Genomic DNA, 18,957 nt, shown 5'->3' on the forward strand with positions numbered 1-18,957 from the left:
GCGTAGAGGTCATCGATCCTGAATGCGCCAATCATTCATGAACTGCCGCAGCGGTCCCGACGGCTCCATGTCGCCCCTTTGCTGGGCGCGCTGCAGTTCGCGGTACACGTCCGCGATCTGGTCGAGCGTCGCGTCCGCCTTCCCCTCGTCGAACTTCCTGGCCGCCTTCTCGATCCGGTCGCGAACCTTGGCCGCGACCTCCGGGTTGATCCCGTTCAGGCGTTCCTGGGCGGTCACCGCCTCGTCGAGTTCCCGCAGCCACGTGACCCACCCGCCCGGCGGGACCTCGGTCCCCAGGGTGGCCTTGGGGGGCGCCGTCTCGCCGGGCTGACCGATCTCCGGCAGGATCGTGGCCACCACGCCGGACGGGTCCCCGGTCGGGGACTCGGTGACCGGGTCCGACGTCGGCGTGGGCCTCTCGGTGGGCGGTGCGACCGTGGTGGGCGCGGCGCTCGGCGTGCTCACCGCCACGGGGTCGTCCTCGCGCGCCCCGGCCCACATCACCATGCCCACGGTCACCGCCACGATGACCGCCACGGCCACGCCGAGCTGCACGAAGAGCTTCCGGTTGGACGGGGGCGCCGCCTCCAGCTCCCCGGCCTGATAGACGGCGGTGTCACCGGCTCGCGCCTCGCCACCGCCCGGCCCCGCGCCGAACGGGCCGCCCCCTCCGGGTCCTGCCAGCTGGTAGATCTCGGTGGCGCCCTGCACGGGGGCGCCTCCCGGACCCGCGGCGCCCGGGCCGGCACCGTGCGCGGCACCCGCCGCACCTGAACCCGCCACCCCAGGACCAGCCGTCCCAGGACCGGCCGCGCTGGGATTGGCGCGCGGCCGGGCGATGGCGGCCAGCGCTCGCCGGATCGCCTCGCCGCTGGACGGCCGCGCCGCCGGATCCTCGGCGATCATGGCCAGCACCAGCCGATCCAGCTCCGCGGGCACCTCGGCTCTGTACACACTCGGCGGCACGGGCGCGCCATCGGCCGCACCGGCACCGGCAGAGGCCGCAGCCGTCACGCCGCCATCGGCACCGGTCTCGGCGGAAACGTCGCCGGTCGCCCCCTGAGGGCCGGTCGCGTCAGCCGGGCCCCGCCCTTCGGACGGCGGCCGGCCCACCAGGAGCTCGTAACAGACGCACCCGAGCGCGTACACGTCCCCGGCGGCCTGGGCCTTCCCCCCGGCGGCCCGCTCAGGCGCCACGTACCGGCCGTCGAGAACCGACGGGTCCTGATCGCCAAGCCCGAACCCGACGACCTTGAGCACCCCGCTCCCGGCCCGCCGGAAGCTGTCGGGATCGATCTCCCCGTGCGCCACCCCGGCCCGATGCGCGGCGTCGAGCCCGGCCGCCGCCTGCCCGATGAGATCGCACACGTCGACGATCTTCATGGACCCGCCCGCGGCCCGCTCCTCCCCCAGGCTGAGCCCGGTGAGGTGCTCCATCACCAGAAAGGGCGTCCCGTCGTGCTCGCCGATGTCCAGCACCATGGCCACGTTCGGATGGATCACCTTGGCCACGGCCTGGGCGTGCTGCCTGAGCCTTTCCCGCGTGGCGTCCCCCGCCGCCCCGGCGCCGAGCATCTTCACGGCCACGACCCAGTCGGCCCGCGTGTCGTACCCCCGCCACACCTCGCCCATGGGCCCGCTGCCGATGAGCTCGTCAAGCCGGTACCGGCCGGCGACCGGCGTCGCGTCGGACATATCCCCGCCAATTACTCGAACATCAGGATTTCCGACCCACGATAGGGCCCCGCAGCCGTCCTCGCCGCACAACCGTCCTCGACATAACGACTATCGTTATTTACGATTATCGTTATGCCAACACGATGGATCATCAGACTCGACATCCTGCTGAGCATTGGGCTCGCCCTCGGCTGCCTGGGTGCCCTGGCGGGCCTTGTCATGAACGCCGGGATGGCCTTCTTCGGGACGCCCAGCGGGGTGGGCGTCCCGCTGCGCGTGTTCGACGTGCCGGTAGACGGTCTGGCGGCAGGCGGAGCCACGATCGACGCCGTGAGCGCCGAGGTGACGGTCAGGCCGGACGGCGCCGAGCCGCTCCAGGGCCTGCTCCACCTGCTGATGTGGGCGCCCGGCACGGCGACGGGGCTGCTCGCGATGTTCACGCTGGTCCGCGCGCTGCGCAGGGCTCGTTCGGGCGACCGGGCGCTGTTCTCCGCCGCGACGGCACGCGACCTGCGCAGGCTCGGCTGGATCCTGATCGCCGGCGCCCTCGTGTCGGCCGTGATCGGCATGGTCACGGAGGCCATACTCTCCTCCATGCTGCTGGCCGAGAGTCATCCGTTCTATCCGCCGCCGGGCGAGCTGCTGGGGGTCATCGTGGCGGGGTTCGCCGCACTGGGCGTGTCGGAGATCGTACGGCGGGGCGTGGCCCTGCTCGAAGAGGTCGAGGCCACCATCTGATGGATGAGCGCGCCATCAGGGTCCGGCTCGACGAGCTGCTCCAGGAACGGGGCATGACGCTCACCGAGCTGTCGCACCGCGTGGAGATCACCGTGGTCAACCTGTCGATCCTGAAGAACGGCCACGCCAAGGCGATCCGCTTCTCCACGCTGACCCGCCTGTGCGAGGCCCTGGGGTGCCAGCCGGGCGACCTGCTCACCTACGAGTAGGCCGCCCGGCGGCGGGATCAGGCCGTCGCCGGCTCGGGGACGCGCGGCGCGGGCCGGGCGTCGTCGAGCGGCTGCGGCGGCGCGTGGAAGACCGCCGTGTCCAGCCGCCCCTCAGAGCGCGCCACGAGGACGGGCACCACCATCTGCCCGGTGACGTTGGTGGCGGTGCGGATCATGTCCAGGATCGGGTCGATCGCCAGCAGCAGGCCGACGCCCTCCAGCGGCAGCCCCAGCGTGCTGAGCGTCAGGGTCAGCATGACGGTCGCGCCGGTCAGGCCGGCCGTGGCGGCCGAGCCGACGACCGAGACGAATGCGATCAGCAGGTAGTCGCCCACGCCCAGGGGCACGCCGAACACCTGGGCCACGAAGATCGCGGCCAGCGCCGGGTAGACGGAGGCGCAGCCGTCCATCTTGGTGGTGGCGCCGAACGGCACCGCGAACGAGGCGTAGTCCCGGTCCACGCCGTTGCGCTCGATCGTGACCCGCTGCGTCAGCGGCAACGTGCCGATCGACGACCTCGAGACGAACGCCAGCTCGATCGCCGGCCAGGCGTTGCGGAAGAAGCGCACGGGACTGACCTTGCCCCACACCGCCAGCACCGTCGGATAGACGGCCAGCAGCACAATGAGGCAGCCGATGTAGACACCGGCGCTGAACTTGGCCAGCGGCGCCAGCAGGTCCCACCCGTACGTGGACACGGCCTTGCCGATCAGGCCGGCGGTGCCGATGGGGGCCAGCCGGATGACCCACCACAGGGCCTTCTGGACCAGCTCCAGCACGGAGCGGGCGAGCCCCAGGAACGGCTCGGCCTTCTCGCCCACCGCCAGGGCGGCTGCCCCGATCACGCCCCCCAGGAAGACGATCTGGAGGACGTTCACCTCGGTGAAGGCGGTGACGACGTTGGTGGGCAGGATGCCGGTGACGAAGTCCAGCCAGCTGCCCGTCGTGTCGGCGGGCTTGGCCGCGCTGGTGTCGAGGGTGACACCCTGGCCGGGGTTGATGATCAGGCCGAGCCCGATGGCGAGGGCCACCGAGACGGCGGCGGTGACCAGGAACCACACCAGCGTCTTCGACGCGAGCCTGGCCGCGCCGTTGACGTTGCGCAGGTTGGCCACGCTGACCAGCACGGCGGTGAAGACCAGCGGCGGCACGGCGAGCTTGAGCAGCTGGACGAAGATCTGGCCGACCCGGGTGAGGGTCTCGGCCAGCCAGGCCACGTCCCAGATCTTGGCGACGAAGCCGAGCGCGACCCCGGCGGCGAGGCCGGCGAGCAACTGCAGGGAGAAAGAGAATCTCTTCACGGGGAGGAAGCTCCGAAAGGGTGAGAACTGACGATCGCGAAGGCGGCGTCAGCTACAGAGCGATCCGTGCAACCGGCACAGATCGACGTGCAGCCGCTCGACGAGCCACACGATCACCAGGGAGAACCTCACAAGCACCGTCAACACTCGTGAAATTCGGAGCATTCCCCCAACAGGGGTGATTCAGCCCACTACCCGGCAATCTCCTTGATCTTCTCGATCAGTCGCACCCGGTCCTCGTGCGTCCCGCCGAGCGGCGTCACGTTGAGCGTGGTCACCCCCGACTCCTTCAGCGCCTGCACCCGGTCGCGCACGAACCCCTCGGCGCCGATCAGCGACATCTTCTCCAGCAGCTCGGCGGGCACGTGCGCAGCGGCCTCGTCCTTCTTGCCCTGCAGGTAGAGGTCCTGGATCAGCTCGGCCTCCTTCTCGTAGCCGTAGCGCCTGGCCAGGTCGTTGTAGAAGTTCTTGCCCTTGGCGCCCATGCCGCCGATGTACAGGGCCGCCATCGGCCGCCCGAACTCCAGCAGCCCCGCCACGTCGTCACCGATCGCCAGCGCCGCCTGCGCGATCACGTCCAGCTCGCCCAGCTCGGGATCCCGCTTCGCGCTGCCCGCGGCCACCGACGGGCCCCACACCTCGCGGGCCTTCTCCGGCACGTAGAAGATCGGCTCCCAGCCCTCGGCCAGCTCGGCGGCCAGCTCGACGTTCTTGGGGCCGATGGCGGCGACCACGATGGGGATGCGGGAGCGTACCGGATGGTTGATGATCTTCAATGCCTTGCCGAGGCCCGTCCCCTGGTCCGGCGGGAGCGGCACCGTGTAGTTCTTGCCCGCGTGCTCCAGGCGCTCGCGCCGCCACACCTTGCGGCAGATCTCGATGACCTCCCTGGTACGCCCGAGCGGCGCGGTGTACGGCACGCCGTGAAACCCCTCGATCACCTGCGGCCCCGACGCGCCGAGGCCGAGCGTGAAGCGGCCGTCGGAGACGTAGTCCATGCCCGCGGCCGTCATGGCCAGCAGAGTCGGCGTGCGCGAGTAGACCGGCAGAATGCCCGAGGCGATCTCCAGCCGCTCGGTCTTGGCCGCGATGTAGCCCATCTGGCTGACGGCGTCGAAGCTGTAGGCCTCGGCCACGAACACGATGTCCAGTCCGGCCCTCTCGTAGTCGGCCAGCTCGGCGACCGACTCCTTGAAGCCGCCCGAGTAGTTGAGTGCCATACCGATCCGCATGCCGGGCTCCCGATGAAACCGAATGTTGTTCCGTTCAGACCGCAACAGGTTATCGCGTCGGCGTGTCGGGCGCTGAGCGACTAGCCTGGTTCGGGTGCTGAGACGGGTTGTGGTGGTGTTGTCGGTCGTCGTGGCCGCGGCCCTGGCGGGGCACCAGCTGATCCCCGCGCTCGGCGGGTTCACGCCCGTCCTGGAGAGCCTGCTGCCCTGGATCGGGCTGTCCGTGCCGGTGCTGCTCGTGGGCGCCGCACTGGCACGTTCCACGCTGGCCGCCGCGGTGGCGCTGGTGCCGGGCGTGGTGTGGGCGGCGATGTTCGGCTCCACGCTGTTCCGCACGCCGCCGGGCGGCCCCAGCGACCTCGCCGTGGGCACGGTCAACGTAGGGGTGCGCAACAACGCCTCGGGCGAGGCCGTACGCGCGATCGCCAAGGACCTCGACCTGCTGGCCGCCCAGGAGCTGACCAGCGGCGGGCCCGCGGCCAAGCAGCTCAACAAGATGTTCAAGTACCACTACCCGGTCAGCACGGTCGGCCTGTGGAGCCGCTATCCGATCAGCGAGACCAAGCCGCTGGACGTCGGCCTGGGCTGGCCGCGGGCCCTGCGCGCGGTCGTCGCCACGCCGAAGGGCAAGGTCACCGTCTACGTCATGCACCTGGCCTCGGCCCGGCCGGGCTACACCGCCTCGCGCGACACCTCGCTCGCGCACGCGCGCAAGCTCGTCGACGCCGACCCCAGCAAGCGGATCCTGCTGCTCGGCGACCTCAACACCGCCACCACCGACCGGGGCATGCGGGGGCTGACCCCGCCGCTGACCGACGCGCAGAGCGTGGCGGGCGAGGGGTTCGGGTTCACGTGGCCGTCGGAGTTCCCGATCACGCGGCCGGATCACATCCTGTTCAAGGGGATGAAGGCGACCGAGGCGGGCGTGGCCCCGGCGACCGGCAGCGACCACCGGGCGGCCATCGCCTCATTCCGCCTTTAGCAGGCCCAGATCCTGGGGCGTGTCGATGTCGGCGGGATCGCCGTGCTCGTCGCACGGCACCTCGGTGATCAGCTCGGGATGCGCCTTCATGAACGGGCGGGCGCCGACGTCGCCCACGGCCCGCTCGGCCACCTCGGCGAAGTGCTCCCTGGCGATCAGCACCGGGTTCCTGCGCTTCCCCTGATAGGTGGCGACGGCCACGCCGGCGCCCGCGCCGATCAGCGCGCGCACCGCGCCCGGCCGGATCAGCGGCTGGTCCACCAGCGCGATCACGACGGCCTCCGCCTCGTCGGGCAGCGCGGCGAGACCGACGCGCAGGGAGGAGCCCATGCCGGACGCCCAGTCCGGGTTGCGTACGGTGACCGCGCCGCGCACCTGCACGGTGGCCGCGCCCAGGACGACCACGACGGGATGGCAGCCGCCCTCGTCCAGCAGCCGCACACCGCGGTCGACCAGGCGCTCGCCCGCGTACTCGACCAGCGCCTTCGGCATGCCGAGCCGGGCGCCCTGGCCGGCGGCCAGCAGCAGCCCCGCGATCCTGCCGGACCTCATTCCGCCGGTCTCCATGGGGCCTCGTGGTGGATGCGGCCCTCGGTGGTGGACAGCGGCCGGCCTGTGCCGCCCCAGCGCAGCTGGATCAGCTCGGCGGCGATCGACACGGCCGTCTCCTCGGGCGTACGCGCACCGAGGTCGAGCCCGATCGGTGACCTCAGCCTGGCCAGCTCCTCGTCGGTCAGGCCGGACTCGCGCAATCGGTCGAGCCGGTCCTCGTGCGTGCGGCGCGAGCCCATGGCCCCGACGTAGCCGGCGTCGGTGCGCAGCGCCACCTCCAGCAGCGGCACGTCGAACTTGGGGTCGTGGGTGAGCACGCAGATCACCGTGCGCTCGTCCACCGGCACGGACGCCAGGAAGTCGTGCGGCCACTTGACCACGACCTCGTCGGCGTCGGGGAATCGTTTGGGGGTGGCGAAGACCGGCCGGGCGTCGCAGACCGTGACGTGGTAGCCGAGGAACTTGCCCACCCTGGCCACCGCGGCGGCGAAGTCGATGGCGCCGAACACCAGCATGCGCGGCGGCGGCGCGAACGAGTGCACGAACACGGCGAGGTCGTCCAGCCGCCGCTCGCCCTGCCCGCCGTAGTGCCGGATTCCGGTCAGGCCCTGGGCGAGCATGCCGCGGGCGTCGTCGTCCACGGCCTCGTCCAGGCGGTCCAGGCCGAGGGTGCCCGACGCGCGGTCCGGCCAGATGATCCGCCGGGCGCCGACCTGGCCGGGGCCCGAGACCACGGTGGCCACGGCGACGGGGACGTGCGCCTCCACGGACGCCGCGATCTCCCCCAGCTCAGGAAATGTCTCAATCGAGATGGGCTCGACCAAGATGTCGATGATGCCGCCACAGGTGAGCCCGACGGCGAACGCGTCGTCGTCGCTCACGCCGTACCGCTGCAGGATCGGCGCGTCGGCCTCGGAGGCGAGCTCGAACACCGCGCCCTCGACGCACCCGCCGGACACACTGCCGACCACTTCGTCCCCGCGCACCGCCATGGCCGCGCCCGGCGGCCGCGGCGCGCTGCTGAACGTGCTCACCACCGTCGCCAGCCCGAACCTGAGCCCCGACCTCCACCACGGCAGGATGTCCCGCAGCACGTCACGCATGGGCGAGCCTTTCGCTGAGTTCCTCGTACGCGGCCAGGCTATGCCCGGCCACCAGGTCATCGAGGTAGGGGAGGGCGGCCCGCATGCCGCCGGTGAGCGGCTGGTAGTCCTCGTACCCCTTGTGTGGGTTGGCCCAGATCACCCGGTACGCCTGCCTGGCCAGTCTGGCCATCTGCGTGCCCAGCAGTTCCGGATCACCGCGTTCCCACCCGTCCGAAGCGATCACCGCGATCGCCCCTCGCGCGCTGAAACGGGCGAGATACTCCTTGAGTTCCTCTCCCAGCCGGGTTCCGCCGCTCCAGTCCGGGATGACCTTCGACACCTCGTTCAGCGCGGTGCCGGGGTCGCGGTGCCGCAGCTCGGCCGTGATCGGGGTGAGCCTGGTGCCGACCGAGTAGACCCTGGTGGCCCGCGGCTCGCTCCTGACCAGCGCGTGGGCGAAGCGCAGCAACGTCTCGGCGTACGGGGCCATGGAGCCGCTGACGTCCACGAACAGCACCACCGTGCGGGGCCTGGTGGTGTGCCTCTTGTGGCGGAGCCTGGCCACCTCGCCCTTCCTGAGCGCGTCGCGGATGGTGCGGCGCTGGTCCAGGCGGCCCCGGTGGGCACTCTCGAAACGGCGCGAACGCCGCCGCGCCCGGCCGCTGCGCAGCATGGCCAGCATCCGGTGCACCTCGGCCCGCTCGGCCTCGGTCAGCCTGGCCACGTCGCGGTGGCGCAGGATCTCGGCCCGGCTCGCCGTCGCGGGCGCCGCCGTGCCGTCGTCCTGGCCCTCCTCCGCGTCCTCCCGCGTGGCCAGGTGCCTGGTGACGGTGGTGGTCGTGCTCGTCCGGGCCATCGCCGCCCGGTGGCCGCCGAAGTAGGCGGCGAAGCACCGGTCGTACCTGGGCACGTCGTCGGGCGTGGCGCAGAGCGTGAGCCGCCCGGCCCAGTAGACCTCGCCCTGGTCGGTGACGTCGAGGTGGTCGAGCGCCCGCAACATGTTCTGCGTACGGTCGTGATCGGCCCCGACCCCCGCCGCGCGCAGCGTCCTGGCGAACCCCGTCACAGTGGCCACGAGCTCACTCACGGGCTCACTCACTGGCTCACTCACGGGCTCACGCACTGGGCCACCCATGGGGTCACCCATGGGAGAGCAGCCCGTTGCCGAGCACGTGCGCGACGTCCTCCCGGTACTTCAGCGCCGCCCCCAGCGTGGCCGCGGCCAGGCCGGGGTCGAGCTCCTTGGCCCCGAGCGTCAGCAGCGCCTCCGTCCAGTCCAGCGTCTCGGCCACCCCGGGCGGCTTGACCAGCTCGGCCTGCCGCAGCCGCTCGGCCGCCCGCGCGACCTGCATGGCCAGCGTCTCGGTGCAGTCCGGCAGCCGCCGCAGCAGGATGGCGACCTCGCGGTCGAAATTCGGGTGCTCCAGCCAGTGGTAGAGGCAGCGCCGCTTGAGCGCGTCGTGCACCTCCCGCGTCCGGTTGGAGGTCACCACGACCACCGGCGGCGTCTTGGCCCTGACCGTGCCCAGCTCCGGGATCGAGATCGTGAAGTCGGACAGCACCTCCAGCAGGAACGCCTCGAACTCGTCGTCGGCCCGGTCGATCTCGTCCACGAGCAGCACGCTCGGCTGCGTCTCGATGGCCTTGAGCAGCGGCCGCGCGATCAGGAACCGCCGATCGTAGATCTCCCCCTCGAGCCTGCCCACATCCGTGATCCCGGCCGCCTCGGCGGCCTTGAGGTGGAGCAGCTGCCGGGCGAAGTCCCAGTCGTAGAGCGCCTGGGCGGCGTCCAGCCCCTCGTAGCACTGGAGCCTGATGAGCGGCGCGTCGAGCAGCGTCGCGAGTGTCTTGGCGAGCTCGGTCTTCCCGACGCCCGCCTCCCCTTCGAGGAAGAGCGGCCGCCCCATCTTCAACGCCAGGTAGGCGGCCGTGGCCAATCCTTCGTCGGCCAGGTAGGCGTGCCGGTCGAGAAGCTCGATGAGCTTCTCTGGCGACTTGATGTCCATTGCCTTGATTGTCCGCCGCAGCACGCCTTCAGGCTACGTCGCCGCCCGCCTCGGCGATATTCCCCCACCCCTGCGATCGCTCACAGTCACTCCTCGGCCTCCCCGCGCTCCCGGATCAAGGCCTCCAACTCGGCCGTGGCCCGGCGGGCGCGGGGTTTCTCGGAGCCTTGGATGCCCATGGCCCCGATGGTCCGCCCGTCCGAGAAGTCGATCTTCGGCCACGGGTCCCCCACCAGCAGCGTGACCTCCAGGATCTCCGGCCACGTGTACCGATGCGTACGGACGGCGTTCACGATCGTGATGCCCTCCTCGTCGGCCTCCACCCGCACGCGCCCCAGCAAATGCAGCACGAACGCCACCGCGCACCCGAACGCCACGATCGCCACCCGGTCGGCCAGCTTGAACGGCTCCGCGATGAAGACGGCCATGATCACCGCCCCGAGCACGATCAGCACGGCGGACCCGTAGGCGACGATCCTGGGCTTGCGTGGACGCCAGGTGACGGGCAGGGATGGAGGCGGGACGAGCTCTGGCACGAAGGAAACCTACCGCAGCTCAGTGCAGGGTCCGCAGGAGGAGGGCGGTCTCGAGCGCGGCCACGGCGGACTCGTACCCCTTGTCCTCCTTGCTCCCGGGCAGGCCCGACCGGTCCAGGGCCTGGTCGAGCGTGTCGCAGGTGAGCAGGCCGTTGCCGACCGGTATCTCCTCGTCGAGCGAGATCCGGGTCAAGCCCGAGGTCACCGAGTCGCAGACGTAGTCGAAGTGAGCAGTCTCGCCCCGGATGACCGCGCCCAGCGCCACCACCGCGTCGCAGCGGCGGGCCAGCGCCTGGGCGACCACGGGGATCTCCAGCGAGCCCGGCACGCGTACCACGGTGGCTCTGGCGCCGCTGTCGTCGCAGGCCTGCACGGCCCGCGCCACCAGCTGGTCGGTGATCTTGGCGTGCCAGCTGGCCGCCACCACCCCCACCGTCAGCCCTGAGGCGTCGGGCGCCGCGACGCCCGGCCGTCCTTCTCCACTCATCGGACCTCCTTGACGGAAACGTTGTATGCGGCCGCTGCCGCCGGACCTGCCGCCGGGCCGGCGGAAAGTGAAGCCTGTGGAGGCTGTGTGAGTCCGTCGGACGGTTCCCCGCCCCTCGCCATGACCGGGACGGCGACCGCCTGCGAAGCGGGAAGACCCGGCTGGCGAAGGCCGGGATCGCCCTGCTTCGGCTGCGGGGAGGGAGTCAAGAAGCCTCCGAGATGTCGTGGCCGAGGCGGTCGCGCTTGGCCATCAGGTAACGCTCGTTGTAGGGGTTCATGGCCACGGGCATGGGCTCGCGGCCGAGGACCTTGATGCCGTACCCGTCCATGCCCTTGAGCTTGGCCGGGTTGTTGGTGAGCAGCCGCACCGACTTGACCCCGAGGTCGGCGAGGATCTGCCCCGCGTTGGAGAACTCCCGCGCGTCGATCGGCAGCCCCAGCTCCACGTTCGCGTCGACGGTGTCGCTGCCGTTGTCCTGGAGGCTGTACGCCTTGAGCTTGGCCAGCAGGCCGATCCCGCGGCCCTCGTGGCCGCGCAGGTAGACGACCACGCCGCGGCCCTGCTGCGCGATGGCCGACATGGCGTTGTCGAGCTGCACGCCGCAGTCGCAGCGCAGCGAGCCGAACACGTCGCCGGTCAGGCACTCCGAGTGGGCCCTGACCAGGATGTTCTCGCCGTCGGCGACGTCGCCGTAGACGAGCGCGACGTGCTCGCCGCCGTCCAGGGCGCTGGCGTAGCCGTACGCCCGCCACATCCCGTACACGTTCGGCAGCCGCGTCTCGGCGACCCTGGTGACCATGCTCTCGGCCCGCCGCCGGTAGTCGACGAGCTGCTCGATGGAGACCAGCGCCAGCTCGTGCTTGTCGGCGAAGCGGCGCAGCTCCGGCAGCCTGGCCATGGTGCCGTCGTCGTTGACGACCTCGGCCAGCGCGCCCGCCGCCGACAGCCCCGCCAGCCTGGCCAAATCCACGGCCGCCTCGGTGTGCCCGCGCCGGGCCAGCACGCCGCCCTCGTGATAGCGCAGCGGGAAGATGTGCCCGGGGCGGACGAGCTCGTTGGGCTCGGTGGCCGAGTCGGCGAGCGTGCGGATGGTCTTGGCCCGGTCGGCGGCGGAGATGCCGGTGGTGATGCCGTCGCGGGCGTCCACGGTGATCGTGTACGCCGTGCGCATGCGCTCCCTGTTCTGGAACACCATGAGCGGCAGCCCCAGCCGGTCCAGCTCCTTGCCCTCCATGGCCACGCAGATCATCCCGCTGGAGTGCCTGATCGTGAACGTGCACAACTCCGGCGTGGCCTTGGCGGCGGCGAAGATGAGGTCGCCCTCGTTCTCCCGGTTCTCGTCGTCGACCACCACGACCGGCTTGCCGTTGCGGATGTCCTCGATCGCGCGCTCGATGGGGTCGAGCTCGATGTCGCTCATCGCGCCACCGCCTCTGCCACGGCCAGCGGGGACGACCGGTATTCCCGCAGCCATTTCACGAAGCCGACGAGGACCAGGACGAAGAACACGCCGTACACGTACCCGGAGACGACCAGCCCCGAGCTGAACGCCAGCGGCACCCCCACCAGGTCCACGGCCACCCACACGATCCAGAAGTCCACCAGCGCCCGGCCCTGCGCCCAGGTGGCGAGGGCGCTGCCGACGAAGATGTACGCGTCGGCGGCCACCAGGAAGGCGCCCTTCGGCAGCGGCTCGTGCGCGCCCCACGACAGGCCGGTGAAGAAGAACAGCACCCCGACCGCAGCCGTGCCGAGCACCATGAGGCCGATCAGCAGCAACCGCTCCCACGGCTGGGCGGGCCTGATGGGCAGCTGCTTGCCGTCCTGCGTGCCGCGCCGCCACGCCCACCAGCCGTAGATCGCCAGGCCCGCGAACATGGCCTGCTTGAGCGCGTTGCCGGTGATGTGCGCGTTGATGGAGGCGATGAACAGCAGCACCGAGCCGGTGAACTGCACCGGCCACGTCCATATGGACTTGCGCATGGCCAGCAATACCGTGGACAGCGCGGCGATGTTGCCGATCAGGTCCGTCCAGAGCACGTGTGTGCCGAATACCGTGAATCCGGCGTCCGCCCAGTTCACTGTCTGGCCACCAGCCTTTCCACATACTTCGCGATCACGTCGACCTCGATGTTCACCATGTCGCCCACCTGGCGTTCGCCCATGGTGGTGAGCTTCAGCGTGGTCGGGATGAGGCTCACGCCGAAGCTTTCGTCGTCAACCGTCGTGACCGTCAAGCTGATTCCGTCGATCGCGATCGAGCCCTTCTCCGCGACGTACCGGCTCAGCGGCTCCGGCAGGGAGAACCGCAGATCGTCCCAGCTGTCGCCGGGGGCGCGGGACAGCAGCTCCGCGGTGCCGTCCACGTGGCCCTGCACGATGTGGCCGCCGAGGCGCTGGTCGGCGCGTACGGCCCGCTCCAGGTTCACCACCGAGCCCTCGGTGAGGCCGCCCAGGGAGCTGCGGTCCAGCGACTCCCTGATCACGTCGACCGTGAAGACGTCGCCCTCCGTCTTCACGACCGTGAGGCACACACCGTTGACCGCGATCGAGTCGCCGTGCTTGGCGTCGGAGGTGACGATCGGGCCGCGCACCGACAGCAGGGCGCCGCCGCCGGCCCGGTCGATGGCCACGACCTCGCCCTTTTCCTCAATGATTCCGGTGAACATCACTGCTCCCTGCCTGGTTGTGCGATGGGCCGGGCAATTAGCCGTACATCCGGCCCGATGGGGGAAATTTCGTCAAATGTCAGGCGGTGCATCCGGCCGATCGTCTCCACCCCGGCCGCGCCCAGCGCGGCCCGACCGGAGCCGAGCAACGCGGGCGCGAGGTAGGCGATCACGCGGTCGGCCAGGCCCTGCCGGATGAACGCTCCGGCGAGCGTCGGCCCGCCCTCCAGGAACACGCTGACGACCTCGCGCGCGGCCAGCTCGCGGAGGAGGGCGTGCAGGTCCAGACCGCCGCCGTCGTGACGGGGCAGGCGCAGGAGGTCGGCCTTGAGATCGGTGGTGACGTCCTCGGCGATGGCGATGAGCGTGGGCGCGTCGTCGTCGAGCACCCGGGCGCCCGGCGGCGTCCTCGCCTCGGTGTCGATCACGACCCGCAGCGGAGCCCGAACATCCGCCGAGCCGGTGTCCGGGCCGATGTTCAGGCCGGTGTCCGGGCCGGTGTCCGGGCCGGTGTTCAGGCCGGTGTTCAGGCCGGTGTTCAGGCCGGTGTCCACAGCGGGGCGGGCGGTGAGGCGGGGGTCGTCGGACAGGACCGTGCCGATGCCCGCCACGATCGCGTCCGAGCCCGCCCGCCACCGATGCACGTCGGCCCGCGCCTCCGGTGAGGTGATCCACTGGCTGGTCCCGTCCTGGGCGGCCGACCTGCCGTCGAGCGTGGCGGCGAACTTCCAGGTCGCATGGGACCGCCCGAGCCGCGCGTAGGTGAGCCATTCCTCGTTGACCCGCTCGGCCGCACCCGTGAGAACGCCCATCGTCACGGCGACCCCGGTGGCCCGCAGCCGCGCCGCACCGCCCGCCGCCTTCGGGCTGGGGTCGGCGACCGCGACCACGACCCGCGCGATCCCCGCATCGAGCAGGGCGCGGCTGCACGGACCCGTCCGCCCGGTGTGGTCGCAGGGCTCCAGCGTCACGTACGCGGTGCCGCCCCGGGCCCGCTCCCCCGCCTGCGCCAGCGCGACGACCTCGGCGTGCGGACCGCCCGCGTACACGTGGAACCCCTCACCGGCCACCGCCCCGCCGGCGTCGAGCACGACGCAGCCCACGACGGGGTTGGGGCTGGTGGTGCCGTGTCCGCGCCCGGCCAGCTCGACGGCGCGCGCCATGTGCACGACGTCCTGCTCGGGTCTCTCCACCGGGTCTCCTACTCGCCAGTAGCTCCAAGCCACGGCGGGCCCCGGGGGACTCACATGATGCACAAATGCACCACAGAAGGCATCCGGCCGATATGCCGGACACCTCGCGCGCTGCCTCCCATCCGGACTTTAACCGTCGGTCCCGGAATTTCACCGGGTCAACCGGCCGATGGCATCGGCCGGGTCGCGGACTGTCACCGCCGGTTCGGACTTTCACCGACCCCGGAGCACGCTAGCTCTCTTTCGCTATCAGTGTGCCATGTCCGAAACAACGGACGCGACCGCCCCCATCCATTTGACCAAGCGTCCGCTTCAGGCCGCGGTCAGCTTGTGCGCGCGGCGGGCCGCCGGTGAGTAGCGGACCTGGGCAGGGACCAGGCCGAGCCCGGTGTGCAGGGTACGCAGGGTCGCGGTCGCCCACAGGTCGCCGACGGGCGTGGCGGGCAGCCCGTACAGCCTCCTGGCCCAGCGCGGCAGCGTGGCGAAGGCGAGGATCATCAGCGCGGGCACGGCGGGCTTGAGCGGGAGCAGCACGCGCGGGAGCGGCGCGTTGAGCGACAGGCGCAGCGGGTGGGCGGCCTCGGGCACGAAGCGCAGCCCCGGCCGCTGGGCGTCGATGTAGTCGCGTAGCTCGGCCACGGAGCCGGGCACGTCCTCGCCCTTGAGGCCGACGACCTCCGCGGCCCGCCGCCACTCGCGCACGAACGTGTCCGCCTCGGCGTCCGTCAGCCGCACGCCTGCCCGGCGGGCGACGGACAGGTAGGAGTCCACCTCGCCGACGTGCACCCAGCGCAGGGCGTCGGGCTCGTCCAGGTGGAACGTGGTGCCGGTGTCCGGATCGTACGCGGTCAGCCTGGCGTGGATCTTGCGTACCCGGCGGCCGGCGCGTTCGACCTCGGCGCAGGTGCCGTACGTGCGCACGCGGACGAACTCGGTGGTGCGCGCGAACCGCGACCACGCCTCCTGAGGGTCCATGAGCGCGGAGTTCTGCAACACCCCGCGCATCGCCCGGGGGTGCAGCCCCTGCATCAGGAGAGCGCGGATGCCGCCGACCAGGAGGATGGGCTCTCCCATCACACGCCAGGTCACCGAGCTGGGGCCGAAGATCCCATGGTCGCCCATAAGTGGGTAGTTACCCAGCTAGGGGATGTTTCATGTCGATGCGCGAGTGGCGGCGGCGCGGAGCCCGTCCACCGCGGCCACCGGATCGGAGGCGCCGTAGACGGCGCTGCCGGCCACGAACACATCGGCGCCCGCCTCGGCGCACCGCCCGATGGTCTCGGCGTCCACGCCCCCGTCGACCTGCACCCAGATCCGCCCGCCGTGCCGCTGGACGAGCTCTCGAGCCCGGCGGATCTTCGGCAGCACGCCGTCGAGGAACTTCTGCCCGCCGAACCCGGGCTCGACGGTCATCAGCAGCACCATGTCGATCTCGGGGAACAGGGCCTCGTACGGCTCGACCGCGGTGGCCGGGTTGAGCGCGAGGCCGGCCCGCGCGCCGAGCAGGCGGATCTCGCGCAGGGTGCGGATCGGGGCCTTGGCCGCCTCGGCGTGGATGGTCACGCTGCCGGCCCCGGCCTCGGCGTACTGAGGCGCCCACCGGTCCGGGTCGGCGATCATGAGATGGCAGTCGAGCGGCGTCGCGGTCGCCTTGCGCAGCGCCTCGACCACGGGCAGCCCGAGGGTGAGGTTGGGCACGAAGTGGTAGTCCATGACGTCGACGTGCAGCCAGTCGGCATTGGGCACGGCGGCGGCCTCGTCGGCGAGCCTGGCGAAGTCGGCGGCGAGGATGCTGGGCGAGATCTGTACGGCCATGATTTTCCTCAGTCTAGTGAACGGGTTGCGCCTGCCTCGCCCGGGACATCAACCCGAGCCTGATGAACGTCACCGGAGCCCCCAACTGCACCCAGAGCGCCAGCGCCGCGTATCCCGCGTACGTGACCACGTCGGTCTGCGGCAGCAGGTCACGCTGGACGTACCAGATGAGCGCGGCCACGGCCGTGCCGAGCAGCCAGCGGGCGGCGCGCAGGCCGAGCGGGCCACCCGCGTCGAACCAGCCGGCCCTGTGCATGATCGAGGCCCCGGCCAGCGTGCCGAACAGCACGCCCGCCATGGTGACGATCGTGGTCAAGCTCTCGGGCGCGACCTGGCCCGCCGAGCTCCAGCCGGCGGGCAGGGACCAGCCGGCGTACGGCGCGTTGGCGAGCCCTGCGGCGCCGATCAGGGCCCCGGAGAGCACGGCCGAGGCCGCCAGCTGCGCCCACAGCGTCAGCCCGCGCCACCACGCCGTCAGGGGGCGTTCCAGCTTCAGCACGAGCATCAGCACGGCCGCCCCGAGCAGCACCCCGGTCACGACGTCCGTGACGAAGTGCACTCCCAGGTAGACGCGGCTCAGGCAGACCAGCCCCGTGAGCCCGCCCGCCGTCCACCACACCCACGGCCGTGCCACGGTCACGGCCAGCCGGCCCAGGCCGGCGGTGCCGTTCTGGGCATGTCCCGACGGCAGCCCGAAGGCTCCTTCGACGGAGAGCGGGCGCACCCGGGCGTCGATCCAGTACGGCCTGGGCTGGTGCAGGGCCAGCTTGGCGATCGAGTTGACGGCCGCGGAGACCATCACCGTGAGGGCCAGCCGGAGGGCGAGCCTCGGATCGACGCACCAGTAGAGAAGGGGCAGGCACAGCAGGAAGAACGTGTCCGTGCCGAACACGGACACGAGCTCCAGCACCGGCCGCACCCAGTCCGGCCACTGCTGGAGCCAGATGATCGGCTCCAGCTCCGCTCTATGAAGGTCGTCCAGGAAGTCCACGGCATCGATCCGACCACATCTGCCCGCTGGAACGGCGAATCAACCGATTGCCGGATATCGGCGGGTCTCAGGACCGTCTGCGGAGCAGGGCCAGGAACATGGCGTCGGTGCCGTGCCGGTGCGGCCAGAACTGGGCGTACGGGCCGTCGCCCAGGCCGTCCACCTCCGGCAGGTAGTCCCGGGCGTCGAGCTGCTCGACATCGTCTCTGCGCCCGGTCACGTCCCCCACCACGACCCGGGTCTCGGCCAGGTGTGGCGAGCAGGTCACGTACGCCACCACCCCGCCGGGGCGCACCGCGTCCAGCGCCGCGCCGAGCAGCCGCCGCTGCAGCCTGCCGAGCTCGGCGATGCCGGACGGATCGCGTCGCCACCGCGCCTCGGGCCGCCGCCGCAGCGCTCCCAGCCCGGTGCACGGCGCGTCCAGCATGACCCGGTCGAACACGCCCGGCCGCCAGGCGGGCTCCGTCCCGTCCGCCGTCACCACCGACGCGTGCCGGGTGGTCTGCCAGACCAGCCGGGCGCGGTGGTACTGCACGTCGGCGGCCACCAGCCGGGCCCCGCCCGGGAATCCGGAGGGGTCACCGTGGGTGGCGACGGCGTCGAGCAGCCCTGCCTTGCCGCCAGGCCCGGCGCACATGTCGAGCCACAGCTCCTCGCCCTCCCGCTGCACGGGCACGCGCGTCAGGGCGAGCGCCACCAGCTGACTGGCCTCGTCCTGTACGGCGGCACGGGTCCCGGCCACGGCGTCGATCCGCCCGGGGTCGCCTTCGGGCAGGTAGGCGGCGTACGGCGAGTAGCGGCCCGGGATGGCGCCCGCGTCCTCGAGCTCCTTGACCGAGCTGCGCCCCGGCCGCGCGACCAGCGTCACCAGGGGCCGGGCGTTGTCGGCGTCGAGCAGGTCGGTCAGCTCGTCGTCGCCGCCCAGCGCGTCGCGGAAGGCGGAGACGATCCACCGCGGGTGACCGTAGGAGACGGCGAGGTGGCCCACCGGGTCGTCGGCCGCGTCCGGCGCGACGATCGGCAGCCAGTCCTCGAGCGCCCTGGACGCGATCTTGCGCAGGACCGCGTTGGCGAACTTGGCGGCGCCGGGGCCGACGCGCAGGCGTACGAGGTCGACGGTGGTGCCGACGGCCGCGTGCGGCGGGACCCGCATGCGCAGGAGCTGGTGTGCGCCGAGCCGGAGGGCGTCGCGCACGTCGGGGTCGGGCGTGCGGTCGCTGCACATCTCGATGATCGCGTCGTAGGTGCCGAGGCCACGCAGCGTCCCGTACGCCAGCTCGGTGGCCAGCGCGGCGTCGCGGCCCTTGATGCCGCGTTCGCGCAGGAGGCGAGGCAGGAGCAGGTTGGCGTAGGCGTCGCGCTCGTCGACGGCGCGCACGACGTCGAAGGCGGCGTTGCGCGCGGGGTCGCGCGGCGGCCTCCCCGGCCCCCGCGACCGTGCTCCGCCGCCACCGGCCCCACGGCCACCTGCTCCACGGCCT

The 18,957-nt window shown here is 71.7% G+C and carries 20 protein-coding genes and 1 riboswitch; of the genes, 3 read left to right on the plus strand and 17 right to left on the minus strand.

Going from position 1 to position 18,957, the window contains the following annotated elements; all coding sequences use genetic code 11:
• Positions 1 to 9: 9 nt before the first annotated feature.
• Positions 10 to 1,695, minus strand: coding sequence for a serine/threonine-protein kinase (locus ETD86_RS18075; protein WP_138667326.1), 1,686 nt, complete (start codon positions 1,693 to 1,695; stop codon positions 10 to 12).
• 114 nt (positions 1,696 to 1,809) lie between these two features.
• On the opposite strand from ETD86_RS18075, the gene ETD86_RS18080 reads away from it, so the two are divergent.
• Both ETD86_RS18080 and ETD86_RS18085 read left to right on the plus strand, forming a co-directional pair.
• The gene (locus tag ETD86_RS18080) at positions 1,810 to 2,415 is read left to right on the plus strand and encodes a DUF2975 domain-containing protein (protein WP_138667327.1); all 606 of its coding nucleotides are present in this window, start codon (positions 1,810 to 1,812) and stop codon (positions 2,413 to 2,415) included.
• Positions 2,415 to 2,624: a helix-turn-helix domain-containing protein gene (locus tag ETD86_RS18085; protein WP_138667328.1), complete on the plus strand. Its 210-nt coding sequence runs from the start codon at positions 2,415 to 2,417 to the stop codon at positions 2,622 to 2,624. The genes ETD86_RS18080 and ETD86_RS18085 overlap by 1 nt, the downstream gene beginning before the upstream one ends.
• Positions 2,625 to 2,641: 17 nt before the next feature.
• On the opposite strand, the gene ETD86_RS18090 is transcribed toward ETD86_RS18085, so the two are convergent.
• Positions 2,642 to 3,925, minus strand: coding sequence for a dicarboxylate/amino acid:cation symporter (locus ETD86_RS18090; RefSeq protein WP_138667329.1), 1,284 nt, complete (start codon positions 3,923 to 3,925; stop codon positions 2,642 to 2,644).
• Between the two features lie 191 nt (positions 3,926 to 4,116).
• Positions 4,117 to 5,157 (minus strand): LLM class F420-dependent oxidoreductase, encoded by a 1,041-nt coding sequence (locus tag ETD86_RS18095; RefSeq protein ID WP_138667330.1) that lies wholly within the window; start codon positions 5,155 to 5,157, stop codon positions 4,117 to 4,119.
• Between the two features lie 94 nt (positions 5,158 to 5,251).
• Between ETD86_RS18095 and ETD86_RS18100 the strand changes: the two genes are divergently transcribed.
• On the plus strand, positions 5,252 to 6,139 hold the full coding sequence (locus ETD86_RS18100; protein WP_246147979.1) for an endonuclease/exonuclease/phosphatase family protein: 888 nt from the start codon (positions 5,252 to 5,254) through the stop codon (positions 6,137 to 6,139).
• On the opposite strand, the gene ETD86_RS18105 is transcribed toward ETD86_RS18100, so the two are convergent.
• From ETD86_RS18105 to ETD86_RS18170, 14 genes are all read right to left on the minus strand, one after another.
• Positions 6,125 to 6,691, minus strand: a complete 567-nt coding sequence (locus ETD86_RS18105; protein WP_246147980.1) for a nucleotidyltransferase family protein — start codon at positions 6,689 to 6,691, stop codon at positions 6,125 to 6,127. The genes ETD86_RS18100 and ETD86_RS18105 overlap by 15 nt on opposite strands.
• Positions 6,688 to 7,794, minus strand: coding sequence for an XdhC family protein (locus tag ETD86_RS18110; RefSeq protein ID WP_138667331.1), 1,107 nt, complete (start codon positions 7,792 to 7,794; stop codon positions 6,688 to 6,690). The genes ETD86_RS18105 and ETD86_RS18110 overlap by 4 nt, the downstream gene beginning before the upstream one ends.
• On the minus strand, positions 7,787 to 8,863 hold the full coding sequence (locus tag ETD86_RS18115; protein WP_246147981.1) for a vWA domain-containing protein: 1,077 nt from the start codon (positions 8,861 to 8,863) through the stop codon (positions 7,787 to 7,789). Before ETD86_RS18115 ends, ETD86_RS18110 begins: the two co-directional genes overlap by 8 nt.
• Positions 8,864 to 8,915: 52 nt before the next feature.
• Positions 8,916 to 9,782 carry an AAA family ATPase gene (locus tag ETD86_RS18120; RefSeq protein ID WP_138667333.1) on the minus strand — a complete coding sequence of 289 codons (867 nt, stop codon included), beginning with the start codon at positions 9,780 to 9,782 and terminating at the stop codon, positions 8,916 to 8,918.
• An 86-nt stretch (positions 9,783 to 9,868) separates the two neighbouring features.
• Positions 9,869 to 10,318 (minus strand): PH domain-containing protein, encoded by a 450-nt coding sequence (locus tag ETD86_RS18125; RefSeq protein WP_138667334.1) that lies wholly within the window; start codon positions 10,316 to 10,318, stop codon positions 9,869 to 9,871.
• Positions 10,319 to 10,337: 19 nt separating this feature from the next.
• Positions 10,338 to 10,805, minus strand: coding sequence for a 6,7-dimethyl-8-ribityllumazine synthase (ribH, locus tag ETD86_RS18130; protein WP_138667335.1), 468 nt, complete (start codon positions 10,803 to 10,805; stop codon positions 10,338 to 10,340).
• A gap of 205 nt (positions 10,806 to 11,010) precedes the next feature.
• The gene (locus ETD86_RS18135) at positions 11,011 to 12,228 is read right to left on the minus strand and encodes a bifunctional 3,4-dihydroxy-2-butanone-4-phosphate synthase/GTP cyclohydrolase II (protein ID WP_138667336.1); all 1,218 of its coding nucleotides are present in this window, start codon (positions 12,226 to 12,228) and stop codon (positions 11,011 to 11,013) included.
• Entirely contained in the window at positions 12,225 to 12,890 is a 666-nt protein-coding gene (locus ETD86_RS18140) for a nicotinamide mononucleotide transporter family protein (RefSeq protein ID WP_138667337.1), read from the minus strand. Before ETD86_RS18140 ends, ETD86_RS18135 begins: the two co-directional genes overlap by 4 nt.
• The gene (locus ETD86_RS18145; RefSeq protein ID WP_138667338.1) at positions 12,887 to 13,477 is read right to left on the minus strand and encodes a riboflavin synthase; all 591 of its coding nucleotides are present in this window, start codon (positions 13,475 to 13,477) and stop codon (positions 12,887 to 12,889) included. The genes ETD86_RS18140 and ETD86_RS18145 overlap by 4 nt, the downstream gene beginning before the upstream one ends.
• Positions 13,477 to 14,670, minus strand: coding sequence for a bifunctional diaminohydroxyphosphoribosylaminopyrimidine deaminase/5-amino-6-(5-phosphoribosylamino)uracil reductase RibD (gene ribD / locus ETD86_RS18150; protein ID WP_211370123.1), 1,194 nt, complete (start codon positions 14,668 to 14,670; stop codon positions 13,477 to 13,479). Before ribD ends, ETD86_RS18145 begins: the two co-directional genes overlap by 1 nt.
• A 104-nt stretch (positions 14,671 to 14,774) precedes the next feature.
• A riboswitch (FMN riboswitch) is annotated at positions 14,775 to 14,905 on the minus strand.
• Between the two features lie 77 nt (positions 14,906 to 14,982).
• A complete protein-coding gene (locus ETD86_RS18155) occupies positions 14,983 to 15,744 on the minus strand; it encodes an oxygenase MpaB family protein (protein ID WP_246147982.1) in 762 nt (253 codons plus the stop codon).
• Positions 15,745 to 15,822: 78 nt separating this feature from the next.
• Positions 15,823 to 16,485, minus strand: coding sequence for a ribulose-phosphate 3-epimerase (gene rpe / locus ETD86_RS18160; protein WP_138667340.1), 663 nt, complete (start codon positions 16,483 to 16,485; stop codon positions 15,823 to 15,825).
• Between the two features lie 13 nt (positions 16,486 to 16,498).
• Entirely contained in the window at positions 16,499 to 17,476 is a 978-nt protein-coding gene (locus ETD86_RS18165) for a phosphatase PAP2 family protein (RefSeq protein ID WP_138667341.1), read from the minus strand.
• Positions 17,477 to 17,543: 67 nt separating this feature from the next.
• The coding region (locus ETD86_RS18170; protein WP_342779281.1) for an RsmB/NOP family class I SAM-dependent RNA methyltransferase at positions 17,544 to 18,957 on the minus strand (1,414 nt) is incomplete at its 5' end.

Origin of the sequence: Nonomuraea turkmeniaca (assembly GCF_005889735.1) — a bacterium.
Classification (GTDB): Bacteria; Actinomycetota; Actinomycetes; order Streptosporangiales; family Streptosporangiaceae; genus Nonomuraea; species Nonomuraea turkmeniaca.